This window comes from Sphingomonas oligophenolica (genome assembly GCF_039522915.1).
GTDB classification, from domain to species: Bacteria; Pseudomonadota; Alphaproteobacteria; order Sphingomonadales; family Sphingomonadaceae; genus Sphingomonas; species Sphingomonas oligophenolica.
In genome coordinates, this window is the sequence record NZ_BAAAEH010000035.1 from 293,502 (window position 1) to 318,107 (window position 24,606).

Below are 24,606 nucleotides of genomic sequence, written 5' to 3' on the forward strand. Positions count from 1 at the left end.
GTTTTCTTATCAGGAAGCTTTCGCGTTGGCCGACGACCGCCAGAACGATGACCTTGAGAGCCGTATCGCCAAAGCGCGCGCGGCCGAAGAGGCGCGGACAGGCGGCCCCGCCCAGAAGCCTGCAAAAGGCTATGGGCAGGGGTCCCGCGTTCTGGCCGAGCTGATCGGTGTGCCGGCCGGTGGCGCGTTGATCGGCTGGGCGCTCGACTATTGGCTCGGCACCAGTCCGTGGCTGCTGTTGATCCTGTTGGGGCTCGCCGTCGTCGCGGCAGGCCGCAACATCTACAAGATTTCGAAGGAGCGCGCTGAATGAGCGCCCTCCCAACCGTGAAGCACAAGGGTAGCACGACCAGTGGCTGGTGATATCAACCCGATGGAGCAATTCCAGGTCGAGCCCGTGTTCGGCCATCATATCGTGCTGGGCGGCTACGATGTGTCGTTCACGAACTCGGCGCTGTTCATGGTCGTCGTGTTCATGCTGCTCGCGCTGTTCATGGCGGGCGGGCTGAAGCGCCAGCTGATCCCCGGCCGGTGGCAGGTCGCGGCTGAATCGGCGGTCGGTTTCATCGACGATATGATGCGGGTGAATATCGGCCCCGAGGGCAAGAAGTTCGCGCCCTATATCTTCTCGATCTTCATGTTCATCCTGTTCGCGAACCTGGTCGGCGTGCTGCCGATCGCGATCGTGCCGCATCTCCACACCTTCGCCGTGACCAGCCACATCACGGTCACCGCCGTGCTTGCCTTCCTGTCGTTCGGCATCGTGCTCGCGGTGGGTTTCTGGCGTCACGGTCTCCACTTCTTCTCGCTGTTCGTGCCGCACGGCGCGCCGGCCTGGCTGATGCCGGTCATCATCCCGGTCGAGTTCGTATCGTTCATGGTGCGGCCCTTCAGCCTCGGCCTGCGACTGTTCGTCGCGATGACCGCCGGGCACATCCTGCTCGAGGTATTCGGCACCTTTGTCGTCCAGGGCCTCAATTCAGGCGGCCCGCTCGGCTGGCTTGTCAGTCTGCTCAGCTTCGTGATGATCATCGGCGTCAGCGCGCTTGAGTTGCTGGTGTGCGCGATCCAGGCCTATGTCTTCGCGCTGCTGACCTCACTTTACCTCAACGACGCGGTGCACCTGCACTAAGTCATTCGAATTACCGACCATTTGAATTACTAGGGAGCTTATCATGACTGATCTTGGTGCAATGTATATCGGTGCCGGCCTCGCGGCGATCGGCGTCGGCCTGGCCGCGCTCGGCGTGGGCAATGTCTTCGGCTCGTTCCTCGAAGGCGCGCTGCGCAATCCGGGTGCGGCTGACGGCCAGCAGGGCCGGTTGTTCATCGGCTTCGCGGCATCCGAGCTTCTCGGTCTGATCGCGTTCGTCGTCGCGATCCTCATCCTCTTCGTCGTCAAGAAGTAAGGACGAGCCGCAATGCCGCAACTTTCCCAGATCGGTGAGATCTACGCCTCGCAGCTGTTCTGGCTCGCGATCGTGTTCGCGCTCATCTATTTCGGGATCGGCAAGGCGATGGTCCCCAAGATCGAGCGAACGATCGACGATCGTAACGGCAAGATCAGCGGGGACCTCGCCGCGGCGGAAGCGGCACAGGCTGGCGCGCAACGGTCTGAGGCCGAATATCAGGCCGGGCTTGAATCGGCCCGATCGCAGGCGCTGCGCGAAGTTGGCGATGCCAAGGCTCAGGCAGCGGCGAGTGCCGAGGCGAAGATCAAGGCGGGCGACGCGGCAATGGCCGATCAGCTCGCTGAGGCCGCCACCCGCATTGCGGCGTCGAAGCAACAGGCGCTTCTCGAGATCGAGACGGCGACGGTGGATGCGGTGCAGGATATCGTGGCCAAGCTTTCGGGCGTGGCGGTGGATCGCGCGGGCATCGCAGAACAAGTGAAGGCGGAATTGGCGCATGGCTGACGCGCAACCCCAATCGTTGACGGCGGCAACCGGCACGACCGAACTCCACCACGAACCTTCGGCACTGGGCATCACTGCGCCCGGTTTCGTCGCACTGTCGATGCTGGTCGTCATCGCGATCGTCATCTGGAAGAAAGTCCCGGCGATGATCGCCCGGATGCTCGATGCCCGGATCGCTACGATTCGCGCTCAGTTGGACGAGGCGTCGCGTCTCCGTGCCGAAGCCGAGGCCCAGCTCGCCCAGGCCAAGGCACGCAACGCGGCAAGCGCCGGCGATGCCGCCGCGATCATCGCCCATGCCGAAGCCGAGGCGAAGCTGATGCTCGCCAAGGCCGAGAGCGACACCGCTGATCTCGTCTCGCGCCGCCAGAAAATGGCCGAGGACAAGATCGCCGCCGCCGAGCGCGGGGCGATCGCCGAAGTCCGTGCCAGGGCGGCCGACGCTGCGGCGCGTGCCGCGGCAGCGATCATCGCCGACAAGCATGATGCAGCGGCCGACAAGCCCCTGGTCGATCGCACCATTGCGGGGCTCGGCCGCCTCAACTGAGGCGGTACGACGCGTTTCGCATCAGCCAGATCCCGGCTACACCGCGGTCAGGACGGCGATTCGCGTCGCCCTGATTCAGGAGAGAATCGCCCCATGAAGCTCGTTGCTTTTTCCGCCGCTCTGCTTGCCATGACGGCAGCGCCTGCCCTGGCGCAAACTGCTGCGTCAGCCCCGGCCCCGGCCATGGCTGCGCCCGCTGCCGGCGCTGTGGCAACCCCCAAATTCTCGCTCGACACGCCGATCGAGACGATCGCCGCCGATCCTGCCGGCAAGGCTGTGCTCGATGCCGATTTCCCCGGGATGCTCACCCACCCGGCCTATGATCAGTTCAAGGGCATGTCGCTGACCGCTGTCCAGCCGATGTCGCAGGGTGCGATCACCGACGAGCAGATGGCCAAGGCCAAGACTGACCTCACCGCGCTGAAATAAGCGCCTGTCCGCTTCGCCATCCCGGCCCGGGCCGGGATGGTGAAGCGACCGCGCCTGCTGGCAGCGTCAAAACCGCAGCATGATGCGCCGCGCGAGCGGGGGCGACACATTATACACCGCGTTGAGCACGCCGGTCAGGCCGATATTCGCCTGGTTACGGCCCGCGGCGATCGCCGCGACGATCTGCCGGCCGCATTCAGGGGCAGGCATCTTCTTGTGCATATTGCCCGCCGTCATCCGCGTCTCGACGACCGGCGGCAGGGCCTCCATGACATTGATCCCGGTGCCCGCGAGCTGCGCCCGCAGCGCCATGGTGAAGCTCCTGAGCCCAGCCTTGGTCGCGCAATAGACCGGGCTCGCCGCGCGCGGCGCGATCGCGAGGCCTGACGTCACGTTGACGATCATTGCCTCGGGTCGCGCCCGCAAGGTGGCGAGCAGGCCGGTGATCAGCCTGATCGGCGCGTTGAGGTTGAGGAAGATGCAGCGATCGACCTCGCCGAGATCGATCGGCGCGTTGACGTCGTAATCGGCGCCCATGCCGGCATTGTTGACCAGGATGTCGAGCGGCCGGCCCTCCAGCGCCGCGACCAGCGCATCGCACCCGGCGATGTCCGAAAGATCGGCGGCGATCGCCTCGAACCCTTCGCTGCGTGCCGCTTCGAGCCGCACCGGATCGCGCCCGGCCACGATCACGCTCGCGCCGCCGGCCTTGAGGTGCCGTGCGATCTCGATGCCGATGCCGTCGGTGCCCCCGGTCACGAGTGCTGCCTTGCCCCTGATCTCCATGACCTTCTCCTCTTCGTGCGACACATAGCCGTTGTTGCGGGCGCGCCGGAGTCCTAACTGACGAGACTATGTCGTCCCCCAACACCCCCGATCGGTTCAACGAGGAAAAGGCCACCTACACCGTCCGCGGCAGCGACGCGCCCGATCTCGAGGCTGGCGTGGCGGCGATCCGGAACGTGCTGAAGACGCTCCCGGCGCGGCCCGGCGTCTATCGCATGCAGGATTCGCGCGGCGACGTGCTTTATGTCGGCAAGGCGCGCGCGCTGAAGAGCCGGGTCAACAACTACACCCAGGTCGATCGCCTGCCCAAACGGCTCCAGCGCATGGTCGCGCAGACCCGCTCGATGACGATCGTCACCACCAACAACGAGGCCGAGGCGCTGCTGCTCGAGGCGCAGCTGATCAAGCGCTACCGCCCCGCCTACAACGTCCTGCTGCGCGACGACAAAAGCTTCCCCTTCATCCTGCTGCGCGCCGATCACGACTTTCCGCGCATCCAGAAGCATCGCGGTGCCCGTCGCGCCAAGGGCAATTATTACGGCCCCTTTGCCAGCGCCGGCTCAGTCAACAACACGCTCAATGCGCTGCAGAAGCTGTTCCTGCTCCGCTCCTGCACCGACACCTTCTTCAAGACCCGCGACCGGCCCTGCCTGCTTTACCAGATCAAGCGCTGCTCGGCGCCCTGCGTGGGGCGTATCTCCCAGGCGGATTATGCCGAGCTGATCGCCGATGCGAAGGCGTTCCTCGCCGGCAAGTCGACCGAGGTGCAGACCAAGCTCGGCGCCCAGATGCAGGCGGCTGCCGAAAATATGGATTTCGAGCTGGCCGCCATCATCCGCGACCGGCTAAAGGCACTCACCTTCATCCAGGGCAGCCAGGCGATCAACGCCGAAGGGGTGGGGGACGCCGATATCTTCGCGCTCGCCAACAAGAATGGCGTGATGGGCATCCAGGCCTTTTTCATTCGCGGCGGCCAGAATTGGGGGCATCGCAGCTTCTTCCCGGCGCACACCAACGACGTGCCCGAGGGCGAGGTGCTGTCGAGCTTCCTCGTCCAGTTCTACGAAGAGGTGCCGCCGCCGCGCATGATCTTCGTCGATCGCGAGCTCGAAGAGGCGGCGCTGCTCGGCGAGGCGCTCGGCAATGCGGTCGGCTTCAAGGTCTCGCTCTCGGTCCCGCAGCGCGGCACCCGCCGGCGCCTGCTCGACCAGGCGAAGCGCAACGCCGAGGAAGCGCTCGACCGCCGCCTCGCCGAGAGCACCACCCAGGCGAAATTGCTGCGCGAGGTCGCCGATCTGTTCGAACTGCCCGAGCCGCCCGACCGGATCGAGATTTACGACAACAGCCATATCCAGGGCACCAACGCGCTCGGTGCGATGGTCGTCGCCGGGCCCGAGGGCTTTCGCAAGGGTCAGTATCGCAAGTTCAACATCAAGAACGCCGACACAGTGCCCGGCGACGATTTCGCGATGATGCGCGAGGTGTTCAGCCGCCGCTTCGCCCGCGCCCTGGCCGAGGATCCCGATCGCGATGCGGGCGACTGGCCCGATCTGGTGCTGATCGATGGCGGGCGCGGGCAATTGAACGCGGCCAAGGGCGTGCTCGAGGAAATGGGGATCGAGGATGTCTGCCTCGTCGGTGTTGCCAAGGGGCCGGATCATGGGCGCGAGGGGCGCGAGGTGTTTCACCTGATGGATGGCCGCGAACTGACACTGCCGACCAACGCGCCGGTGCTGTTCTACCTCCAGCGCCTGCGCGACGAAGTCCACCGTTTCGCGATCGGCGCGCACCGGGCGAAGCGCGCCAAGGCGATCGGCGCCTCGCCGCTCGACGAGGTTCCCGGCATCGGGCCGGCGCGCAAAAAGGCGTTGCTCATGCATTTCGGCACCGGCCGCGCCGTGCGCAACGCCAGCCTGGAGGATCTGCAGAAGGCGCCCGGCGTGTCAGCCGCGGTCGCGCAGCAGATTTATGATTTCTACCACAGCCGTTAGGCCCGGTTGCAGCGCTGGGCGACGCCGATCGCGGGCATTTCCCAAATTTTCACCCCCGGCGGATATTCCTGCCGGGATGACCATCCCTGTCTTCCTGACGATCGATACCGAGCTGATGTGGCGCCACCATATCGACGGGCTCGATTGCGCGACGCTCTACGGACGCTCGCTCGAGCCTGCAGGCGTAGGCATCTCCTATCAGCTCGAAATGCTCCGTCGGCACCACCTCAAGGCGTGCTTCTTCGTCGATCCGATGCCTGCGGTCGCGTTCGGCCTCGAGCCGACCCGCCATGTCGTCGATGCGATCCTGAATGCAGGTCAGGAGGTCCAGCTTCATCTCCATCCCAATTGGGCGGGTGCCAGGGCCGACGATCATGGCGAACGCCATGCCCGGTTCGAGCTGGTCGATTACGCGCTCGACGAGCAGCGCGACCTGATCAGCGGCGCGGTCGATCTGCTGGCGGCGGCCGGCGCGCCGCGCCCGATCGCGTTCCGCGCGGGCAGTTACGGCGCGAACGACGATACGCTGCGCGCACTCGCCGAACTTGGCTTTGCCTATGACAGCAGCCACAACGGCGCCGAGCCCGACAGCGCGATCAGCTTGCCCGCTACCCAGATCGCACCGGTGCTGCATAAAGGGCTGATCGAGGTGCCGGTGACTCTGATCGAGGACCGTCCGGGCGCCTATCGCAACTTCCAGATCTGCGCGCTCTCGGCCGGCGAGATGCGCGCCGCGTTCGGCCATGCGCTTGGCGAGAATCACGCGGCGGTGACGATCGTCAGCCACGGCTTCGAGCTCGCCAACCGGGCGGGCACCCGGCCAAACGCAGTCCATGTCCGCCGCTTCGAGACGTTATGCGCGCTGCTCGAGGAATGCGCCGGGTCGCTCCCGACCGTTCATTTCGCTGATCGTCCGACGCTCCGGCTCGGCCAGTCGGACACCCCGCTCGCACCCAACGCCCTGCGCACCCGCTGGCGCCAGGCCGAGCAGCTCTGGTCGAACATGGTCGAGGAGCGCGCCGCTTGAGCGCAGTGCCGCTGCCGCTCCGTTTCCAGCTCGGCGCGCGGACGCTTGCGTCGATCCAGCGCCAGCTCGTGCGCGTGCCGCTCTCGCTCGATGAGGCGATCGAGGGCAGGCTGCCGCAACTGCCCCCGCTCGACCGCGCCGCGCACGGCTATCAGATCACGTCGCTGCCCGAGGATCGCCGCGACGCAATGGCCCTTGCCGGCGGCGGGATGATCGCCTTTGTCCGTCAGCATTACACGCGACACTATGTCGATCTCACCATCGGGCACGATGCATATCTCAAGGCTTTGTCCTCGAACACGCGCTCCGGGCTCGGCCGCAAGGCGCGCAAGGTCACGGCGGTCTCCGGCGGTGAGCTCGATATCCGCCGTTTCCGAACTCCCGACGAGATGACGGCCTTTCACGACGTTGCACGGCGCATCTCGCTGCGCACCTATCAGGAGCGGTTGCTCGGCGAAGGCTTGCCTGACGATCCGGATTTCCTGCGTACCATGTATCGCCTCGCCGCGGCCGATTCAGTGCGCGGCTGGCTGCTCTATATCGCAGGGGAACCGGCCGCCTATCTCTACTGCACGATCGACTCAGGCACCGCCCGCTACGACCATGTCGGCCATGATCCGGCCTTTTCCGATCTCTCGCCCGGCGGCGTGCTGCAGATGGAGGCGTTGCGTGACCTGTTCGGCGCCGCCTTGAAGCGCTTCGATTTCACCGAGGGGGATGGCCAGCACAAGCGCCAGTTCGCCACCCACGGCGTGCCTTGTATCGACATGCTGCTGTTGCGGGCGAGCCTCGCGAACCGGCTGACGACGATGGCGCTGGGCGGTTTCGATCGCGCGGCCGGCTTCGGGAAGAAGGCAACGGCCAAGCTTGGGCTGGAGAAGCTGGCGAAGAAAGTGCGGCGCTAATCTCCCTTTCCCAGCGGGAGCGGGATTTATGCCTGTTCCTTCTCCCCCAAGGGGAGAAGGGCTAGAGCCCAGCTCATGCACCTCCGCGCCGAAGCCCTGATCCTCTCGATCCGCCAGCATGGCGAGAATGGCGCGATCGTTCGCGCCCTCACCGCCGGCCATGGCCTGCAGGCAGGCTATGTCCGCGGCGGCCGGTCGCGTCGGATCCGTCCCATCCTCCAGCCGGCCAATCTCGTGCTCGGCGAATGGCGCGCCCGCACCGACGAGCAACTCGCCGGTCTCACCGTCGAACTGATCCAGAGCCGCGCGCCCCTGTTTGCGGAACCGCTCCCCGCCGCCGCGCTCGAATGGGTCACGGCGCTCGCCGCAACCGCCTTGCCCGAGGGGCAACCCTATCCGCATATCCACGCCGCGCTCGACGGTGTGATCGGCGCGATCGAGGCAGCCCCCGCCGCGCGTGGCTGGGCGGTCGCGCTGGCCCGTTACGAGCTGCTCCTCCTCGCCGAGCTCGGCTACGGCCTCGAACCCGACCGCCTGCCCGAGATACTGCGCGTCGGCGGCGAGGCCGGCTGGGCTGACATCCTCGCTGCGCTCCGCATCACCGGCGAGGCGCTTGAAGTCGACATTCTCACCGATCGCCGCGCCGAGACCCTCGCTGCCCGGGCCCGGCTGGTCGATCGGTTGAAAAGGGCGGTTGCGTGAGACGCCACGGCTGAGGCAAGGCGCACCAGCCCAATTCACCGCCCAACCTCTACAAGGGACCTCCTCTTGGCTCTGATCGCAATCCTCGCCGGAGACGGCATCGGCCCCGAAGTCACCGCTGAAGCGCGCCGCGTCCTCGACGCGCTCGATCTCGGCTTCGATTTCGAGGAAGGCCTGGTCGGCGGCGCCGCATACCATGCGACCGGCCACCCGCTTCCCCCCGAAACCCTCGCGCTTGCGAAGCGGGCTGACGCCATCCTGTTCGGCGCAGTCGGTGATCCCTCCTGCGATTCGCTCGAACGCAGCCTGCGCCCCGAACAGGCGATCCTCGGACTGCGCAAGGAGCTGTCGCTGTTCGCCAATCTCCGCCCGGCAAAGCTCTTCCCCGGGCTCGAGGACGCGTCGGCGCTTCGTCCCGAGGTCGCCTCGGCGATCGACTTGCTCATCCTGCGCGAGCTCAACGGCGACGTCTATTTCGGCGAGAAAGGCATGCGCACCACCGCCTCCGGCCTGCGCGAAGGCTATGACATCATGAGCTATAACGAGGCCGAGGTGCGCCGTATCGCGATCGCCGGCTTCGAGGCGGCACGGCGGCGGCGCGGCAAGCTCTGCTCGGTCGACAAGGCCAATGTGCTCGAAACCTCGCAATTGTGGCGCGACGTCGTCATCGAAACAGCGGCGCAATATCCCGACATCGCGCTGACACATATGTATGTCGATAACGCCGCCATGCAGCTCGTGCGCAATCCGGGTCAGTTCGACGTGATCGTCACCGGCAATCTGTTTGGCGACATTCTCTCCGACCAGGCGAGCATGTGCGTCGGCTCGATCGGCATGCTCGCCTCGGCCTCGCTCAGCGACTGGCGCAGCACGCTCGGCCTGTATGAACCCATCCATGGCAGCGCCCCCGATATCGCCGGCCAGGGCAAGGCAAACCCTTGCGCGATGATCCTCTCGGTCGCGATGATGCTGCGCCATTCGCTCGACATGCCCGCGCCCGCCGACCGGATCGAGGCAGCCGTCAGCGCGGCGATCGGCAAGGGCGTGCGGACGGCCGATCTCGGCGGCACCCATAGTACACGCGAAATGGGCGACGCGGTGCTGGCGGCCCTGGCATGAGCGGTCCGCCGCTTGATCTTGCGGTCGTCATCCCGACCTTCAACGAAGTCCGCAACGTTCCCGTCATCATCGCCAGGCTCGATCAGGCACTAGCGGGGCGCCACTGGGAAGCGATCTTCGTCGATGACGACAGTCCGGACGGCACCGCCGATACGGCGCGCGAAATCGCCCGGGTCGATCCGCGGGTGCGCGTGATCCAGCGGATCGGCCGTCGCGGCCTTTCCTCGGCCTGTATCGAGGGCATGTGCGCGACCGCGGCGCCGATCGTCGCGGTGATCGATGGCGATCTTCAGCATGACGAGACGATCCTGCCGAAGATGCTCGATGCCCTGCATCAGGACGAGGCGCTCGATGTCGTGATCGGCTCGCGCTTCGTCGATGGCGGCGGCACCGGTGACTGGGACCATGATCGTGTCGCCAAATCTGCCTTTGCTACAAGGCTTTCGCGGCGAATCCTGAAAGCCGATCTCAACGATCCGATGAGCGGCTTCTTCATGATCCGCACCGCCATCGTGCGCGGCATGGCCTCGCATCTGGCGGCGATCGGCTTCAAGATCCTGCTCGACATCATGACCGCCAGCCCGAAGCCGCTCCATTTTCTCGAGATGCCCTATACTTTCCGGGTCCGGACCGAGGGCGAGAGCAAGCTCGATCATGTCGTCGCGATGGAATATCTGATCGCGATCTACGACCGGATGTTCGGCAACTATGTGCCGGTGCGCTTCGTGATGTTCTCGGTGATCGGCGCGTTCGGCGCCGGCATCCATTTCACGGTGCTCGCCGCGCTGTTCAAGGGCCTCGGCCTTGGCTTCACCGTCTCCACCATCGCCGCCACGGTCGGTGCGATGACCTTCAACTTCTTCCTCAACAACGCGCTGACCTATCGCGATACGAGGCTGAAGGGCGCGCGGCAGTTGTTCGACGGCTGGGTCTCCTTCTGCATCGTCTGCTCGCCCAGCGCGCTCGCGAACATCGGCGTCGCCGCCTTTCTCTACAACACGCGCGCTGACCCCTGGGAGGTCTCGGCGCTTGCCGGTGTCGTGCTCGGGGCGGTGTGGAATTATGCGCTGTCGTCGCGGTTTACCTGGGGGCGCTATTAGGCGCCGTGGGAAACATCGATCACCGGATTCCAGGACGGCGGTCTGGAATTGGGCTGCTTATCTTTCAGGCCTTTGCTGACGCATCGTGAGCCGTCGAAAGCCGCTACCGTCCCTCTTCGCGAGGACCGGCATTTTCAGCGTTTCCCGCTGTTCTCGCGCTGTTCTCCGCGATTTTTTATTTTCGCCGCTGTTATGTTGGATTTTTCGCTCAATTTCCACGATCGTTATCAACAGCTTACCGGCAATTCCGCTGTTATTGAAGAACAGCGGAATAACAGCGGGGGAACAGCGACGATAACAGCGGCGGAACAGCGGGGATCAGCGGGGAACAGCGGGCCGGTTCGAATGGCGACGCCGCCGTCTTGAAAAAACGGTCATGTCAAAGAGCAGGAACCGGGACAGCGTCCCGCCCGCTCGCGCCCATGCCGCAATCTCGCCGACGATTGAATCGAACCCACCCGTTACCGATCGTTTGGGGGCATTATGGGACGCTGACGACGCCTTCGATATTGGCAGGATAATTGCGGAGAACTGCCTGGCTGAGATCGGAAGCCACCATGTCATCCGCTCCCTTCCGCGTGCCGGCTCCCCGGACGGTTACGGCAACGCCGTCCCAGACGGCGCCTTCCTCTCCCCGCCTGCGAATGCGCATTTCCAGCCTGATGCGCTGAAGCGGGACAAGCCTGGATTTTCCCGTCGAGAGGGGGATGGTGACGCCACCGCCGACGCTGCCCGAGGTGCTGGGCGCGACCGATGAGCTGCCGACGGCAGCCTTCGCCGAGCCTGTGCCGACATCAACTCGGGTCAGAGTCAGCTCCGCAACATAGGCGGCGTGTCCAGAGCCACCGAGGATCGTGAAGCCCTTTGCCCCCAGCGCTTCGCCCGCGGCAATCACGAACGAGGGCATCGAGGAGTCAGTGTTTCCGTCGATGGCCCTTGGCTCGATCGAAATCGTTCCGCCACTTGGTGGGGAAGCCGCCGAGAGCGATCCGCCCCACATCGAGGCCAGTATCATGGCGGCGGCTATGAGCGAGGCAGGGCATCTGTTCATACATGCTCCGAATGAGCGGAGAGGCGCCCACGCGTTGATGGCACATGGCTGCCGTCGTTGCCAACAGGTTCAGCCCTTGCCCGCATAATGATCGGTAGCACGAACCAGCCGATCGAGGATCCCCGGCTCCGAATAGGCATGCCCTGCGCCCTCGATCAGGTGGAAATCCGCCTCTGGCCAGGCCTTGTGCAGCGCATAGGCATAGCGCGCAGGGCAGGGCATATCGTATCGCCCGTGGACGATCGTCCCGGGAATCGATCGCAGTCGGCCCGCATCGCGGAGCAGCTGGCCGGGTTCGAGCCAGCAGGCATTGACGAAATAATGAGTCTCCAGCCTGGCGAAGGCGAGCGCGAAATGGCCGTCGTCATGCTGCGCCGAGAGGTCGGGATTGGGCAGCAGCGTGATGGTCTCGCCTTCGTACAGGCTCCACGCACGAGCGGCGGCAACCTGCACGTCCGGGTCGGCACCGGTCAGGCGGCGGTGATAGGCGGCCAGCATGTCGCCCCGCTCGGCCTCGGGGATCGGCGCCACGAACCGCTCCCATTTGTCGGGAAACATCTCCGACACGCCGAACTGGTAGAACCAGTCGAGTTCAGGACGGGTGCAGGTGTAGATGCCGCGCAGGACGAGCTCGCTGACGCGTTCCGGATGGGTCTCCGCATAAGCGAGCGCGAGCGTCGATCCCCAGGAGCCGCCGAACACCAGCCAGCGATCGGCGCCGGCCAGCGCGCGAAGCCGCTCGATATCGGCGACGAGATGCCAGGTCGTGTTCGCCTCCAGCCCCGCATGCGGTGTGGAGCGTCCGCACCCGCGCTGGTCGAACAGCAGCACGTCATAAAGCTCGGGGTCGAACAGCCGCCGATGGTCGGGCGCGATGCCGCCGCCGGGCCCGCCATGGAGGAACACGGCCGGCTTCGCGCCCGCCCTGCCGCTGCGCTCATAATAGATGCTGTGCCCGTCGCCGACGTCGAGCATGCCGGTCTCATAGGGTTCGATCGGCGGGTAGAGGCTGCGCAGGGTCATGGGGGTCGATCTTCCTCGGTTGACGGTGGCGGGCCGGTGATCGCTCGCTCGATTCTAACCCGTGCCGGCCTGTTCTACAGCCAGCCAGTCGATAATTGCAGACCAGCCGGGGAGGCGAGGCCGTGATCCGGGTCGCAAAAGCCATAGAATATTCGAAGACGTTCCGCATTATCGCGGTTCGACCATTGTCGCTGCAGCCTCAAGGCCAGGTCGGGAACCACATCCAGTACCGGAAATCTTGCGGGTCATTGAGCGCGACCGCGGAAATGATCGGGTAGAAATAAACGAACAGCCCGAAGGCCAGAATCAGGAATCCCTCCTCCCAATGCCGGTATTTGCCCGTTCCGAACCGGTCGAACGCGGCGGCAAGCGGCAGCGCGAGGAAGATGCTCGGCAAATAGTAATAATAGAAGAAGCCGATCGATTTAGGGATCAGCGCCCACATCGCCCAGGAGCCGGCCCAGAGCAGCACGACCGCGAGCAGTTTCATCGATCCCTCGCGCACCCAGGCGAGGAGGCAGGCGGCCACCGCGATCAGCCCGCCCCACAGGATCGCCGGATTGCCGATCATCAGCACCCCGCGGACCGCGCCGTCGACCGGCTCATAGAGATACCAGATCGGCCTGATCATCAGCGGCCAGGTCCGCCAGCCCGATTGATAGGTATGCGGGGGCAATATCTCGGTCTGCGCCGCGTACATCTCCCTCTGGAAGCGGACGAAGCCGTGAACCGTCATCGGCTGCACCGCGTAGAAGAACGCGGGGAGGAAGGTCAGGCAATAGGCCGCGATACTCACCACGCCGAGCGCAAGCAGCGCATGGATCGCCGGCATCCCGGGCCAGAAAATCTGGTCGCCCGGATTGAGCGCCGCATAGACCGATCGATTACGGGCCCGCGCGTCGCGCAACCGAATCGCGAGAAAGGCGATGCCCGCATAAGCGATGTAAGGTGCCGCCACCCATTTGCAGGCGACGCCGAGCCCAAGCAGGACGCTGCCGAGCAGCCAGCGCTGCCATGCCTTGCCGGGGGTGCTCCGCATCGCCCACAGCAGCGCCGCAATCCCGGTCACGACAAAGGCGGCCATGAAGCCGTCGAGCATCGCGATCCGCGCCTGGATGAACACGGTGATGTTGAGCAGCACGAACAGCGCGCCCATCACTGCTGTCCGGGTTCGCCCGAACAGCATCCACAGGATCGCGAAGATCCCGAGCACGGTCGCAGTGCCGGCGAAGGTGGAGAGAATCCGCCAGCCGAAGCTGTTGTCACCGAAGATCGTGATGCCGAGCGCGATCAGCTCCTTGGCGAGCAAGGGGTGCTCGATATTCACCGGCCCGCTCAGCTTCAGCAGCACGCGGGCGGCGGGCACATAATGCACCTCGTCGAACATCAATTTGTGCGGCGTTGCGAGGCGCAGCGTGAACAGCGCCTGCGCAGCGAGTCCGAGGAGCACGGCGGCGCGGATGGGGCGGGGGGCCGTGTCGGGCATGACCCGGCAATCCCATTTCATCCCGGCGCTTTCAAGGCCGTCGTCCCGGAAACCATTGACGCACCCCAACCCCTCCCGGCAAAGCGTTTCGCATGAAACGCCGCACCGGACAGGACCGCTCGATCACCACTCACTGGCGCCCCGCGACCCAGGCGGTCCGCGGCGGCACCGCGCGCTCCGAATGGGGCGAGACGTCGGAGGCGATCTTCCTCACCTCGGGCTATGCCTATGATTGCGCCGGCGACGCAGCCGCGCGCTTCGCCGGCGAGCAGGTCGGCATGACCTATTCGCGCCTCCAGAACCCGACCGTCCAGATGCTCGAGGAGCGCATCGCCCTGCTCGAAGGCGCAGAGGCCTGCCGCACCATGGCGACCGGCATGGCGGCGATGACCGCGGTGCTGCTCTGCCAGCTCCAGACCGGCGACCATATCGTCGCGGGCCGCGCCGCCTTCGGCTCGTGCCGCTGGCTGACTGATACGCTGCTCCCGAAATTCGGCATCGGCGTGACCATCGTCGATGCCCGCGACCCGCAGCAATTCGAGGATGCCGCGCGCCCCGATACCAAGCTCTTCTTCTTCGAAACGCCTGCCAATCCGACGATGGATGTGGTTGATCTGAAAGCGGTTTGCGACATCGCGCGCGCGCGCGGTATCACCAGCGTGGTCGACAACGCCTTCGCCACGCCGGCGCTGCAGCGGCCGATGGAATTCGGCGCCGACGTCACCGCCTATTCAGCGACCAAGATGATGGACGGGCAGGGCAGGGTGCTCGCCGGCGCCGTGTGCGGCACCGAGGATTTCATCACCAACACGCTGCTGCCCTTCACCCGCAACACCGGGCCGACGCTGAGCGCGTTCAACGCCTGGGTCGTGCTCAAGGGCATGGAGACGCTCGATCTGCGCATCCGCCGCCAGAGCGAAAACAGCCTGAAGGTCGGCACCTTCCTCGAAGGGCGTGTGCCGCGCATCCTTCATCCCGGCCTTGCCAGCCACCCGCAGCACAATCTCGCCATGGTGCAGATGGATGCGTGCGGCCCGATCTTCGCCTTCGAGGTTGAAGACCGCAAACAGGCGCATGGCCTGCTCGACGCGCTTCAGCTGGTGGACATCTCGAACAATATCGGTGATTCGCGCTCGCTGATGACTCACCCCGCCTCCACTACCCATGCCGGCGTCGCCGAGGAAAAGAGGCTCGAAATGGGGGTCAACGAGGGCATGCTCCGCCTCAATGTCGGCCTCGAGGATCCGCAGGACGTCATCGAGGATCTCGATGGCGCGCTTCGGGCGGTGGGACTATGAAGGCGATCTCGCCCAGCATGGCGGGCCTGTTCCCCAACATGGCCGAGACGCGCGGCGTGATCGTCCGGGTGTCGGTCTCCTATCTCCCCGAACAGTCGGAGCCGCGTCGCGGCCGCTGGTTCTGGGCCTATCATATCCGGATCGAGAATGAGGGGCCGATGTCGGTCCAGCTCCTCACCCGGCACTGGATCATCACTGACGGCCGTGGCGCGCGCCATTCGGTCGAGGGCGAGGGCGTTGTCGGCGAGCAGCCGATGATCCAGCCAGGCGCGAGCTTCGACTATGTCTCGGGCTGCCCGCTCGCGACGCCCACCGGCCATATGCAGGGCAGCTATCACATGCTCGGCGAGGACGGCTCGGCCTTCGATGTCGAGATCCCCAAATTCGCGCTCGTGGCGCCGGCGGTAGGGGTATGAGGATGTTCGCCCTCATGGTCCCCCTCCCGCTTGCGGGAGGGGAGTAAGATGAAACGCACCCACCTTCCTCTCAACGGCATGCGGGTTCTCGATGCAGCCGCGCGGCACCTGTCCTTCACCCGCGCCGCCGACGAACTCGCCGTCACCCCCGCCGCGGTCGGCCAGCAGATCCGCGCGCTCGAGGACACGCTCGGCGTCGTCCTGTTCCGCCGCACCACCAAGGGCCTTGAGCTCACCCCCGAGGGCGAAGCGGGCCTTGTCGCGCTCCGCCAGGGCTTCCTCCAGTTCGAGGAAGCCGTCCGCGCCATGCAGGCCGGCCAGACCTCAAAATCGCTGACCATTGCCGCGCCGCGCGACCTTACCGAGAAATGGCTGATGCCGCGCCTCGCCGAAATCGCGCGCAGCGACGGTGAGCTCCGCTTCGCTCTGGTCTCTGCCGATGAGGATATCGATTTCACCGAGGCCAATCTCGACCTCGCGATCCGCTGGGGCAATGGCCCCGGCGAGCATGAGGGCGAGGCGCTCGAATCCGAGGGCATGGTCACGGTCGAGCGGCCCGGCGGTGGAATCGACACGCGAATCTCCTGGCCCGGCTGCCTCAATGACGATTCGGTGTCGCTTGTCCGCGTCGGCGATGCCGGCCTCGCGCTCGATGCAGCCGCTGAAGGCCTTGGCCGCGCGACCATCCCCGAACTCCTCGCCGCCGCCGATATCGCGTCTGGCCGAGTCGTCCGCGTCGGCGAGGCGCGCCCCTCGGCGCTCGGTTACTGGCTCGTCGCGCCGCTTCCGCAGTGGCGGCAGAAGAAGGTCCGCGCGCTGGTCGACGCGCTGACGGCGTGACCGACACGCCGGTCATCGAGACCGAGCGGCTGCGCTTGCGTCCGCGGACCCTGGATGACGCGGAGTCGCTTTACCCGTCTCTGTCCGACCCCGAGCTCATGACCTGGTGGTCGCGCGCGCCCTTCACCTCGATCGACGAGGTCCGCGAGAATTTCATGCCCGGCGACCAATCCGCCGGCTGGCGCGCCTGGGCGATCACCCGCAAGGGCGACGATCGCGCGATCGGTTATCTCGCGGCGGGCGAGAAGCGCCAGGGCGGCGTCACCGAGATCGGCTATCTGCTCGAGCGCGCCGCCTGGGGCAGCGGCATTGCCCGCGAGGCAGTGGCGGGGCTCGTCACCTATCTCTTCGCGCACGGCAAGCGGCGCGTCTTTGCCGATACCGATCCCGAGAATGCGGCATCGAACCGGTTGCTCGAAAGCCTCGGCTTCACGCTGGAAGGCCGGCTGCGCGCCGAATGGGAAACGCATATGGGGGTGCGCGACAGCTTCATCTGGGGCGTGCTCGCCTCCGAATGGAAGGCGCAATGATCCAGCCGCCCGACCTCAACGATCCTGCCCAGCGCGCCGCCTATCGCCGCGAACTGCAGGGAGTCGCTCGCCCGATCCGCTACACGGGGATCAGCTTCGCGCTGCTCGGTGTCGCGCTTGCGTTGATCCGCCGGCAATGGTTTCCCGATTTGCCCATCGTCATTCCGATCGCCGCGCTCGGTTTCGGCATGCTCAACATGGTCGCCGGCATCGTCCTTCGCACCCGCTACCACCAGGCCCGCATGCGCGGTTGATACGGGAGGTCAGGCGTCGATCGCCGCCTCGTCCATCCGCGCCGCATTTTCCTGGATGAAGGCGAAACGGTGGGCCGGGTTGTTGCCCATCAGCCGGTCGACCAGGTCCTTCACCACGGCACGCTCCTCATATTCCTGCGGCAGGGTGATGCGCAGCATGCCCCGTGTCTTCGGATCCATCGTGGTTTCGCGGAGCTGCATCGGGTTCATCTCGCCGAGCCCCTTGAACCGCGCGACGTCGACCTTCTTGCCCTTGAACTCGTTGGCCTCGATCGCGGCGCGGTGCGCGTCGTCCATCGCGTACAGGCTCTTGGTGCCGGCCGTCAGCCGATAGAGCGGCGGCTGGGCGAGATAGAGATGCCCCCGCCTGACCAACTCGGGCATTTCCTGGAAGAAGAAGGTCATCAGCAAGGTGGCGATATGCGCGCCGTCGACATCGGCGTCAGTCATGATGACGATCCGCTCATAGCGCAGATTGTCGGGAATACAGTCCTTGCGGGTGCCGCAGCCGAGCGCCTGGATCAGGTCGGCGATTTCCTGATTGGCCAGGATCTTGGCCGAGGTTGCCGAGGCGACGTTGAGGATCTTGCCGCGGATCGGCAGGATCGCCTGGGTCTTGCGGTCGCGTGCCTGCTTGGCCGAGCCGCCGGCCGAATCGCCTTCGACGATGAAGATCTCGGTGCCTGCCGGGTCATCCGCCGAACAGTCGGTGAGCTTGCCGGGCAGCCGCAGCTTCCGCGCTGAGGTCGCCGTCTTGCGCTTGACCTCTCGCTCCTGCTTGCGGCGCAGGCGCTCGTCCATCCGCTCGAGCACATAGCCGAGCAGCGCCTTGCCGCGCTCCATATTGTTGCTGAGGAAATGGTCGAAATGGTCGCGCATCGCCTTTTCGACCAGCACGGCCGCCTCTGGCGAGGTCAGCCGGTCCTTGGTCTGGCTCTGGAATTGCGGGTCGCGGATGAAGACCGAGAGCATCAGCTCGCTGCCGGTCATGACATCTTCGGCCGCAATCTCCTTGGCCTTTTTCTGCCCGACCAGCTCGCCGAAGCCGCGAATGCCCTTGACCAGCGCGGCGCGGAGCCCGGCCTCATGGGTGCCGCCATCGGGAGTCGGGATGGTGTTGCAATACCAGCTGTACGAGCCGTCGCTCCATAAAGGCCAGGCGACCGCCCATTCGACCCGGCCCTTGCCGTCGGCGAAGTCCTGGTTGCCGGTGAAGAAATCCGCCGTCGCGCACTCGCGGCCGTTGACCTGCTCGCGCAGATGGTCGGCAAGCCCGCCGGGGAACTGGAACACCGCCTCGGGCGGCGTATCGTCGCTGATCAGTTCGGCTGCGCATTTCCAGCGGATCTCGACGCCAGCGAACAGATAGGCCTTGGAGCGCGCGAGCTTGTAGAGCCGGGCCGGTTTGAAATGTAGCTCGGGCCCGAAAATCTGGTCGTCGGGGACGAAGCTGACCGAGGTGCCGCGCCGGTTGGGCGTGCCGCCCAGCGATTCGAGCGGGCCGAGCGTGACGCCGCGCGAGAAGCGCTGGCGGAACAGCTCACGGTTGCGCGCGACCTCGATCGTCGTCTCGGAGGATAGCGCATTCACGACGCTCACGCCGACGCCGTGCAGGCCGCCCGCCGTCGCATAGGCCTTGCCCTCGAACTTGCCGCCCGAATGCAGCGTCGACATGATCACTTCGAGCGCCGACTTGCCCGGAAACTTCGGATGCGGATCGACCGGGATGCCGCGGCCATTGTCGACGACCGTCAGCCGGTTGCCCGGCTCGAGCGTCACCTCGATCCGCGTCGCGTGGCCGGCAACCGCCTCGTCCATCGCGTTGTCGAGCACTTCAGCGGCGAGGTGGTGCAGCGCGCGCTCGTCGGTGCCGCCGACATACATGCCGGGCCGCCGTCGGACGGGCTCGAGCCCCTCAAGCACCTCGATCGAGGAGGCGTCGTAATCGGTGGAGGTCTTGGGTGCGCTAGCGAAAAGGTCTTCGGCCATGGGAAAGCTATAGGGTCCGAGGAGTCAGCGAGGCAAGCGCTGCTGATTCCTTCTCCCATCGGGAGAAGGTGGCGCGAAGCACCGGATGAGGGTGATTAAGCCGTAACCGTCGCCCTCACCCTCCCATCGCTGCGCGATGGGCCCCTCCCTCTCCCGCTGGGAGAGGGAAAGCAGGTCACCGAACCCGCGGCCCGCCGAATGGCAGCGGCGGCGGCGGGCGGCGGTCGCGGCGCGGCAGCTGTGCCTGATAGGCATGGCCGCAATGCGCGACGCAGTACGGGAAGCCTGGGTTAACCTTCTCGCCGCAGAAGTGAAAATCGGGCTCGCCGGGGTGGCCGAGCGGCCATTTGCAGATCTTGTCGTTGAGATCGAGCAGGGTCGTCTTGCCGGCCATCTCAGGCGAGGGCTTGGCCGGAACGAGACGGCGCGGCGGTGCCGGCGTGATCGGCGCCTGCTGCTCGCCGGGGGCCTGGCGGAGGAAGCCGCCGGGGCCGACCGAGCGCATGATCGGCTGCGGCGGGGGAGGGGGCGCGGCGACGACTTCAGTCTCGCTCTCGTCGACCTCCTCTTCCACGATTTCGATCTCGATTTCGACCTCAGTGACCGATGCGACGATCACGGGCGGCACGATGCGCTCGGGCGCCTTCGCGATCGGAGCGGGTGTCGGCTTCGGCTCGGGTGCGGCGGCCTTGGCATCGGGCTCGTTCGGCTTCACCGGTGACGGGCGCGATTGCAGGCCGAGGCGATGCGCCTTGCCGATCACTGCGTTGCGACTCACGCCGCCCAGTTCCTCGGCGATCTGGCTCGCCGTCTGGCCAGCTTCCCACATCTTTCTCAGCGTATCGATACGCTCGTCGGTCCAGGACATTCAATTTCCCTATTCGTCTCATGCCGGGTTGCGGGCGGCGGCGGCAGCTATTAGCGCGTCTGCGATGAGCAGCCAGCCCCCAATCGGCGAAATCCAGTCGGCGGTTGTGAACGCCCCCGGCGTCCCAGTGATTCGGAACGTCAATTGGGGCGGTCTTCGAACCCTCTATATCAAGGAGGTGCGCCGGTTCTTCAAGGTGCAGCTGCAGACGATATGGGCGCCATCGATCACAACCTTGTTGTTTCTGGTGATTTTCACTGTCGCGACCGGCGGAAAACGCCCGGTTCATGTCGGCGGGGTCGACGTGCCCTTCGCCGATTTCATCGCGCCGGGGCTGATCGTGATGGGAATGCTGCAGAACAGCTTCGCCAATGCGAGCTTTTCGCTGCTGGTCGGCAAGATCCAGGGCACGATCGTCGATTATCTGATGCCACCACTCTCCACGACTGAATTGCTCGCGGCGATGATCGGCGGTGCGGTGACGCGCGCCTTTTGCGTCGGCAGCGCGGTGTTCCTGGCGATGCTGCTCTGGCCGGGCGTGCATATCGTGCCGATCCACCCGATCGCGATCCTCTGGTTCGGCTTTTTCGGGGCGATCATGCTTGCGCTGATCGGCATCCTGACATCGGTCTGGGCCGAGAAGTTCGATCATGCCGCCGCGGTACAGAATTTCTTCATCGCACCGCTAACGCTGCTCTCGGGCACCTTCTATTCAGTCGACAAGCTGGCGCCGGCTTTCCGCATCTTCAGCCATGTGAACCCGTTCTTCTACGTGATCTCCGGATTTCGTTACGGCTTTCTCGGTACGGCCGATTCACCGGTGCTGCCGGGTGGGATCATCATCCTCGTCATCGACATCGCGCTGGGCGTGCTCTGCTATTCGCTTCTTCGCAGCGGCTGGAAGATCAAGAGCTGAGCCTGGCGATCGCATAACCCCGAAAGCCATTCCATCGGCGACCCGATGCGTCGTGCTTGCTGCCGCCCGGATTTGGCGGCATTTCGGTTACGTCTCCGATTGCGGGCGGCTGGCGAGCGCTTACCCTGCTGCCTCACCTTTTTAGGTGGAGGCAAAAATGGGTCGAATTCGTGCCGCTATCAGCGTCGCGCTGCTCGGGCTGGCGTTGGGCGGCTGCATGCAGCCCCGCCCGTCATCGATCGCGGCCTGCGCCTATCGGGCGCTGCCGCTCAAGGTCGACTCGGGCCATCCCAAGGTAATGCTCGGCGCCGACATCGCGCCGGGCGCGAATGATTTCGCGGCTGAACTGGCCAGGGATATTCTCAGCCGGGCCGCGCCGCCGCGGCGCGGTGGCCCGACGACCGAGGAGCGAACGCCGGCACCGGCGCCAGCCCCGCAGCTCCTCGTGCTGAGCGGCGGCAGCCAGCATGGCGCCTTCGGTGCCGGGTTCTTCTACGGCATGAAGCAGGTCCCGCGCTACGACGTCGTCACCGGGATCAGCACTGGATCGCTGATCAGCACCTTCCTGTTTCTCGCCAACAGCCCGGTGGCGAAGGATCGCACCTATGAATGGGTCGATGGTCCGCTCGCCGGCACGATCAAGCCGGGGGTGTCCAATACCGGCGATCTCGCCCTTGCCTATTCGATCGCAAAGGAAGGCGACGTTGCCACGCCCGTCCCAGGCGGGATCATCGGCGGCCTCAGCAAGGGGGCGCTGGCGACCTTCGGGCCGCTCGAGGCGCGCCTCAAGGCGCTGCTATCGCCCGAGACCCTGCACCAGATCGCGGAGGAAGATGCGGCGCATCGCAAGCTGTTCGTCGGCGTCGTCAATCTCGATGACGGCCAGGGTTACGCAATCGACATGACCGAGCTTGCCTCGCGGATCGACACGCCGGCCTGGTCCGGCAAGACCGGCACGCTCCAGGATTGCTATGTCCAGGCGCTGGTCGCTTCCTCGTCGGTGCCGCCCTCGGCCTATCCGGTATCACTCTCGATCGCCGACGCAGGCGCGATCCGCACCAACATGTATATGGACGGTGGTGCCCGCTTCGGCGTCTTTCTGCAGCAGATCGAAGGGGCGCTGGGCAGCGCCGCCGCAAAGGATGCGCAGGTCACGGTGATCGTCAACGGCGTGCTCTATAGCGGGCCCTGGCTGCAGGACGGCAAGCCGGTCGACAAATGGTCGTCGCTCACCGCGGGCGCGCGCGCCGTCTCGTTGCTCGAGAACCAAGTCTATCGCTTCTCCGTGGCGAGCGCCGAGAATTACGGCATTCAGCATGGCGGGCTCAGCATGGCCTTTATCAGCAATGAAGGCCTGCCGCCGGGATCCGAGGATCCCGACGCGCATGTCTTCAATGGCAAGAGCTGCGCCCAATGGACCGCGATCGACGAACTCCAGAAGCCGCTCGAATTCCATCCAAATTACATGTCCTGCCTCTCGGACTATGGCAGGACGCGCGGCGTCGCGGAGGCGTGGAACCGCAGGATCGTTGAAGCGCAGGCGCCCGCAACTCGTCCCTGAAGTCGATTCAACCGCCTCGCGGATTGTGGCCTATGGTGCGACGGGACGCTCAGAAGCCCGAACCGCTCCTTCTCACTGTCGGCAATTGAATGCTTTGCGCAGCGCGCTACCAGTACGGCCTGCGCTCCGTATTTCCCTGTTAATTCCCTGTTATTCCCTGATACCGGGTCGGTAAAACTAACAGAAAGCCGTTCAAGTACTTGTAAAGGCAGATAAATAGACCTGATAATGCATCGAGAAAAAAAAGAAATTCCCTGATACCGGGGGCATAGTTCAGGCTACCTCCGCCTCCCTCAATGTCTGATAGGGTCTCCGTAAAGGGCATCCAGCAGCATTCCTCGTCCCGTGACGCCCCCGAACCGACTTGTCAGCCCGGTAGCGAAGCCACGACGGCGGCACCCGGCACCCGGCACGCGCACTCCACCTTCTTGTCGGGAGCGCCCGGCGGTGGGCTGATTTTGGGAGCCCAAGTGCAGTAGCTTGCCAGTTTTCGAGTATCGCCGGCATCGCGTCTCTCCCTGTTCGTTCAACCCGGATCGGCGCGAAACGATCCGGAATCCGCCCCGAATCCACGCGGTGTTGACGCTCCCCCATCACCCCAAGTAAATGCGCCCTCCGGCGGCCCTGCACGGGCCGCCTTTTTTGTTTGAGGAGCAGCCCTGTGCCTATCACCCCGCTCATGCCAGTCTATCCCCGTTGCGGGGTTCGGCCTGTGCGAGGCGAGGGCTGCTATCTGATCGGCGAACAGGGCGAGCGCTATCTCGATTTCGCCAGCGGCATCGCAGTCAACGCACTTGGCCATGGCCATCCGAAGCTGGTCAAGGCGATCGCCGACCAGGCCGCCACGCTGATGCATGTGTCGAATCTCTACGGCTCGCCGCAGGGCGAGCATTTCGCGCAGCGGCTCATCGATGCGACCTTTGCCGACACCGTCTTCTTCACCAATTCCGGTGCCGAGGCGGTCGAATGCGCGATCAAGACTGCGCGGCGCTATCATTATGCCAATGGCAATCCGCAGCGGCACACGCTGATTACCTTCGACACCGCCTTTCATGGCCGTACGCTGGGTACGATCAGCGCCACCAACCAGTCGAAGATGCGTGACGGCTTCGAGCCGCTGCTGCCGGGCTTCGCCTATGCGAAGTTCAACGATCTCGAAGGCGCGCTCGCGCTGATCGACGACAACACCGCCGGTTTTCTGGTCGAGCCGATCCAGGGCGAGGGCGGGATCAGACCGGCGAGCGACGCGTTCATGAAGGGGCTGCGCAAGGCCTGTGACGAGCATGGCCTGTTGCTGGTGCTCGACGAGGTCCAGGCCGGTTATGGCCGCACCGGCAAGATGCTCGCGCATGAGCATTATGGCGTGACGCCCGATATCGCCGCCCTTGCCAAGGGTATCGGCGGCGGTTTCCCGCTCGGCGCCTGTCTCGCGACCGAAGAAGCGGCCAAGGGCATGGTGATCGGCACGCACGGCTCCACCTATGGCGGCAATCCGCTTGCCATGGCCGCTGGCGAGGCGGTGCTCGATGTGCTGCTCGAGCCGGGCTTTCTCGAAAACGTTACCGCGATGGGCGAGCGGCTGCGGTCGGGGCTCGAGCAGATGATTCCCAATCACGATCATCTCTTCGAAAGTGTCCGTGGCAAGGGGCTGATGCTCGGCATCAAGCTCAAGTCCGATAGCCGGCGCTTCGTTGCGCATTGCCGCGACAATCATGGCTTGTTGACGGTCGCGGCCGGCGAAAATGTCGTTCGCATATTGCCGCCGCTGGTGATCGACGAGAGTCATATCGCTGAGTGCATCGAGAAACTGAGCGAGGCGGCGCGGGTCTATGTGCCCGCCTCCGATGACTGA

27 protein-coding genes are annotated in these 24,606 nt (G+C 65.2%); 21 read left to right on the top strand and 6 right to left on the bottom strand.

Annotation, left to right across the window (positions count from 1 at the left end; translation table 11 throughout):
* Window positions 1-25: 25 nt before the first annotated feature.
* From ABD050_RS17265 to ABD050_RS17290, 6 genes are all read left to right on the top strand, one after another.
* Complete coding sequence (locus tag ABD050_RS17265; protein ID WP_343890731.1) at window positions 26-313, top strand: AtpZ/AtpI family protein; 288 nt, start codon at window positions 26-28, stop codon at window positions 311-313.
* 60 nt (window positions 314-373) lie between these two features.
* Window positions 374-1,132 (top strand): F0F1 ATP synthase subunit A, encoded by a 759-nt coding sequence (locus tag ABD050_RS17270; protein WP_343890891.1) that lies wholly within the window; start codon window positions 374-376, stop codon window positions 1,130-1,132.
* A 61-nt stretch (window positions 1,133-1,193) separates the two neighbouring features.
* Window positions 1,194-1,409 carry a F0F1 ATP synthase subunit C gene (locus ABD050_RS17275; protein ID WP_299913126.1) on the top strand — a complete coding sequence of 72 codons (216 nt, stop codon included), beginning with the start codon at window positions 1,194-1,196 and terminating at the stop codon, window positions 1,407-1,409.
* A gap of 12 nt (window positions 1,410-1,421) precedes the next feature.
* Window positions 1,422-1,916: a F0F1 ATP synthase subunit B family protein gene (locus ABD050_RS17280; protein WP_343890732.1), complete on the top strand. Its 495-nt coding sequence runs from the start codon at window positions 1,422-1,424 to the stop codon at window positions 1,914-1,916.
* Complete coding sequence (locus ABD050_RS17285) at window positions 1,909-2,463, top strand: F0F1 ATP synthase subunit B family protein (RefSeq protein WP_343890733.1); 555 nt, start codon at window positions 1,909-1,911, stop codon at window positions 2,461-2,463. The genes ABD050_RS17280 and ABD050_RS17285 overlap by 8 nt, the downstream gene beginning before the upstream one ends.
* A 93-nt stretch (window positions 2,464-2,556) precedes the next feature.
* Window positions 2,557-2,892, top strand: a complete 336-nt coding sequence (locus tag ABD050_RS17290) for a hypothetical protein (RefSeq protein ID WP_343890734.1) — start codon at window positions 2,557-2,559, stop codon at window positions 2,890-2,892.
* Between the two features lie 66 nt (window positions 2,893-2,958).
* On the opposite strand, the gene ABD050_RS17295 is transcribed toward ABD050_RS17290, so the two are convergent.
* Window positions 2,959-3,678: an SDR family oxidoreductase gene (locus ABD050_RS17295; protein WP_343890735.1), complete on the bottom strand. Its 720-nt coding sequence runs from the start codon at window positions 3,676-3,678 to the stop codon at window positions 2,959-2,961.
* 68 nt (window positions 3,679-3,746) lie between these two features.
* On the opposite strand from ABD050_RS17295, the gene uvrC reads away from it, so the two are divergent.
* The 7 genes from uvrC (at window position 3,747) to ABD050_RS17330 (ending at window position 10,888) form a co-directional block, all read left to right on the top strand.
* Window positions 3,747-5,669 carry an excinuclease ABC subunit UvrC gene (uvrC, locus tag ABD050_RS17300; RefSeq protein WP_343890736.1) on the top strand — a complete coding sequence of 641 codons (1,923 nt, stop codon included), beginning with the start codon at window positions 3,747-3,749 and terminating at the stop codon, window positions 5,667-5,669.
* Between the two features lie 76 nt (window positions 5,670-5,745).
* Window positions 5,746-6,696: a polysaccharide deacetylase family protein gene (locus ABD050_RS17305; RefSeq protein ID WP_343890737.1), complete on the top strand. Its 951-nt coding sequence runs from the start codon at window positions 5,746-5,748 to the stop codon at window positions 6,694-6,696.
* Window positions 6,697-6,701: 5 nt separating this feature from the next.
* Entirely contained in the window at window positions 6,702-7,601 is a 900-nt protein-coding gene (locus ABD050_RS17310) for a GNAT family N-acetyltransferase (protein ID WP_343890892.1), read from the top strand.
* A gap of 75 nt (window positions 7,602-7,676) precedes the next feature.
* A complete protein-coding gene (gene recO, locus ABD050_RS17315; protein ID WP_343890738.1) occupies window positions 7,677-8,303 on the top strand; it encodes a DNA repair protein RecO in 627 nt (208 codons plus the stop codon).
* 66 nt (window positions 8,304-8,369) lie between these two features.
* Window positions 8,370-9,422, top strand: coding sequence for a 3-isopropylmalate dehydrogenase (gene leuB, locus ABD050_RS17320; protein ID WP_343890739.1), 1,053 nt, complete (start codon window positions 8,370-8,372; stop codon window positions 9,420-9,422).
* The gene (locus tag ABD050_RS17325) at window positions 9,419-10,522 is read left to right on the top strand and encodes a glycosyltransferase family 2 protein (RefSeq protein WP_343890740.1); all 1,104 of its coding nucleotides are present in this window, start codon (window positions 9,419-9,421) and stop codon (window positions 10,520-10,522) included. The genes leuB and ABD050_RS17325 overlap by 4 nt, the downstream gene beginning before the upstream one ends.
* 72 nt (window positions 10,523-10,594) lie before the next feature.
* Entirely contained in the window at window positions 10,595-10,888 is a 294-nt protein-coding gene (locus ABD050_RS17330) for a hypothetical protein (RefSeq protein ID WP_343890741.1), read from the top strand.
* A gap of 115 nt (window positions 10,889-11,003) precedes the next feature.
* Here the strand turns inward: ABD050_RS17330 and ABD050_RS17335 are convergent, their stop codons facing one another.
* From ABD050_RS17335 to ABD050_RS17345, 3 genes are all read right to left on the bottom strand, one after another.
* On the bottom strand, window positions 11,004-11,429 hold the full coding sequence (locus tag ABD050_RS17335) for a hypothetical protein (RefSeq protein WP_343890742.1): 426 nt from the start codon (window positions 11,427-11,429) through the stop codon (window positions 11,004-11,006).
* A gap of 213 nt (window positions 11,430-11,642) precedes the next feature.
* Complete coding sequence (gene pip / locus ABD050_RS17340) at window positions 11,643-12,596, bottom strand: prolyl aminopeptidase (protein ID WP_343890743.1); 954 nt, start codon at window positions 12,594-12,596, stop codon at window positions 11,643-11,645.
* 199 nt (window positions 12,597-12,795) lie between these two features.
* Window positions 12,796-14,082 (bottom strand): phospholipid carrier-dependent glycosyltransferase, encoded by a 1,287-nt coding sequence (locus ABD050_RS17345; RefSeq protein WP_343890744.1) that lies wholly within the window; start codon window positions 14,080-14,082, stop codon window positions 12,796-12,798.
* Between the two features lie 92 nt (window positions 14,083-14,174).
* On the opposite strand from ABD050_RS17345, the gene ABD050_RS17350 reads away from it, so the two are divergent.
* Genes ABD050_RS17350 through ABD050_RS17370 form a run of 5 tightly spaced genes read left to right on the top strand, consistent with a single transcriptional unit; the run spans window position 14,175 to window position 17,420 of the window.
* Complete coding sequence (locus ABD050_RS17350) at window positions 14,175-15,380, top strand: trans-sulfuration enzyme family protein (protein WP_343890745.1); 1,206 nt, start codon at window positions 14,175-14,177, stop codon at window positions 15,378-15,380.
* A 17-nt stretch (window positions 15,381-15,397) separates the two neighbouring features.
* Window positions 15,398-15,796 carry a Co2+/Mg2+ efflux protein ApaG gene (gene apaG / locus ABD050_RS17355; protein ID WP_343890893.1) on the top strand — a complete coding sequence of 133 codons (399 nt, stop codon included), beginning with the start codon at window positions 15,398-15,400 and terminating at the stop codon, window positions 15,794-15,796.
* 48 nt (window positions 15,797-15,844) lie between these two features.
* Window positions 15,845-16,636, top strand: coding sequence for a LysR family transcriptional regulator (locus ABD050_RS17360; RefSeq protein WP_343890746.1), 792 nt, complete (start codon window positions 15,845-15,847; stop codon window positions 16,634-16,636).
* Window positions 16,633-17,166, top strand: coding sequence for a GNAT family N-acetyltransferase (locus ABD050_RS17365; protein WP_343890747.1), 534 nt, complete (start codon window positions 16,633-16,635; stop codon window positions 17,164-17,166). The genes ABD050_RS17360 and ABD050_RS17365 overlap by 4 nt, the downstream gene beginning before the upstream one ends.
* Window positions 17,163-17,420, top strand: coding sequence for a hypothetical protein (locus ABD050_RS17370; RefSeq protein ID WP_343890748.1), 258 nt, complete (start codon window positions 17,163-17,165; stop codon window positions 17,418-17,420). Before ABD050_RS17365 ends, ABD050_RS17370 begins: the two co-directional genes overlap by 4 nt.
* Before the next feature lie 9 nt (window positions 17,421-17,429).
* On the opposite strand, the gene parE is transcribed toward ABD050_RS17370, so the two are convergent.
* Together parE and ABD050_RS17380 are read right to left on the bottom strand one after the other, a co-directional pair.
* Window positions 17,430-19,409, bottom strand: a complete 1,980-nt coding sequence (gene parE / locus ABD050_RS17375) for a DNA topoisomerase IV subunit B (RefSeq protein WP_343890749.1) — start codon at window positions 19,407-19,409, stop codon at window positions 17,430-17,432.
* A 175-nt stretch (window positions 19,410-19,584) separates the two neighbouring features.
* Window positions 19,585-20,277, bottom strand: coding sequence for a GcrA family cell cycle regulator (locus tag ABD050_RS17380; RefSeq protein ID WP_343890750.1), 693 nt, complete (start codon window positions 20,275-20,277; stop codon window positions 19,585-19,587).
* Between the two features lie 64 nt (window positions 20,278-20,341).
* On the opposite strand from ABD050_RS17380, the gene ABD050_RS17385 reads away from it, so the two are divergent.
* The 3 genes from ABD050_RS17385 (at window position 20,342) to ABD050_RS17395 (ending at window position 24,606) form a co-directional block, all read left to right on the top strand.
* Window positions 20,342-21,193 (top strand): ABC transporter permease, encoded by an 852-nt coding sequence (locus ABD050_RS17385; protein ID WP_343890751.1) that lies wholly within the window; start codon window positions 20,342-20,344, stop codon window positions 21,191-21,193.
* Window positions 21,194-21,350: 157 nt separating this feature from the next.
* Window positions 21,351-22,754, top strand: a complete 1,404-nt coding sequence (locus ABD050_RS17390; protein ID WP_343890752.1) for a patatin-like phospholipase family protein — start codon at window positions 21,351-21,353, stop codon at window positions 22,752-22,754.
* 679 nt (window positions 22,755-23,433) lie between these two features.
* Window positions 23,434-24,606, top strand: coding sequence for an aspartate aminotransferase family protein (locus ABD050_RS17395; protein ID WP_425542480.1), 1,173 nt, complete (start codon window positions 23,434-23,436; stop codon window positions 24,604-24,606).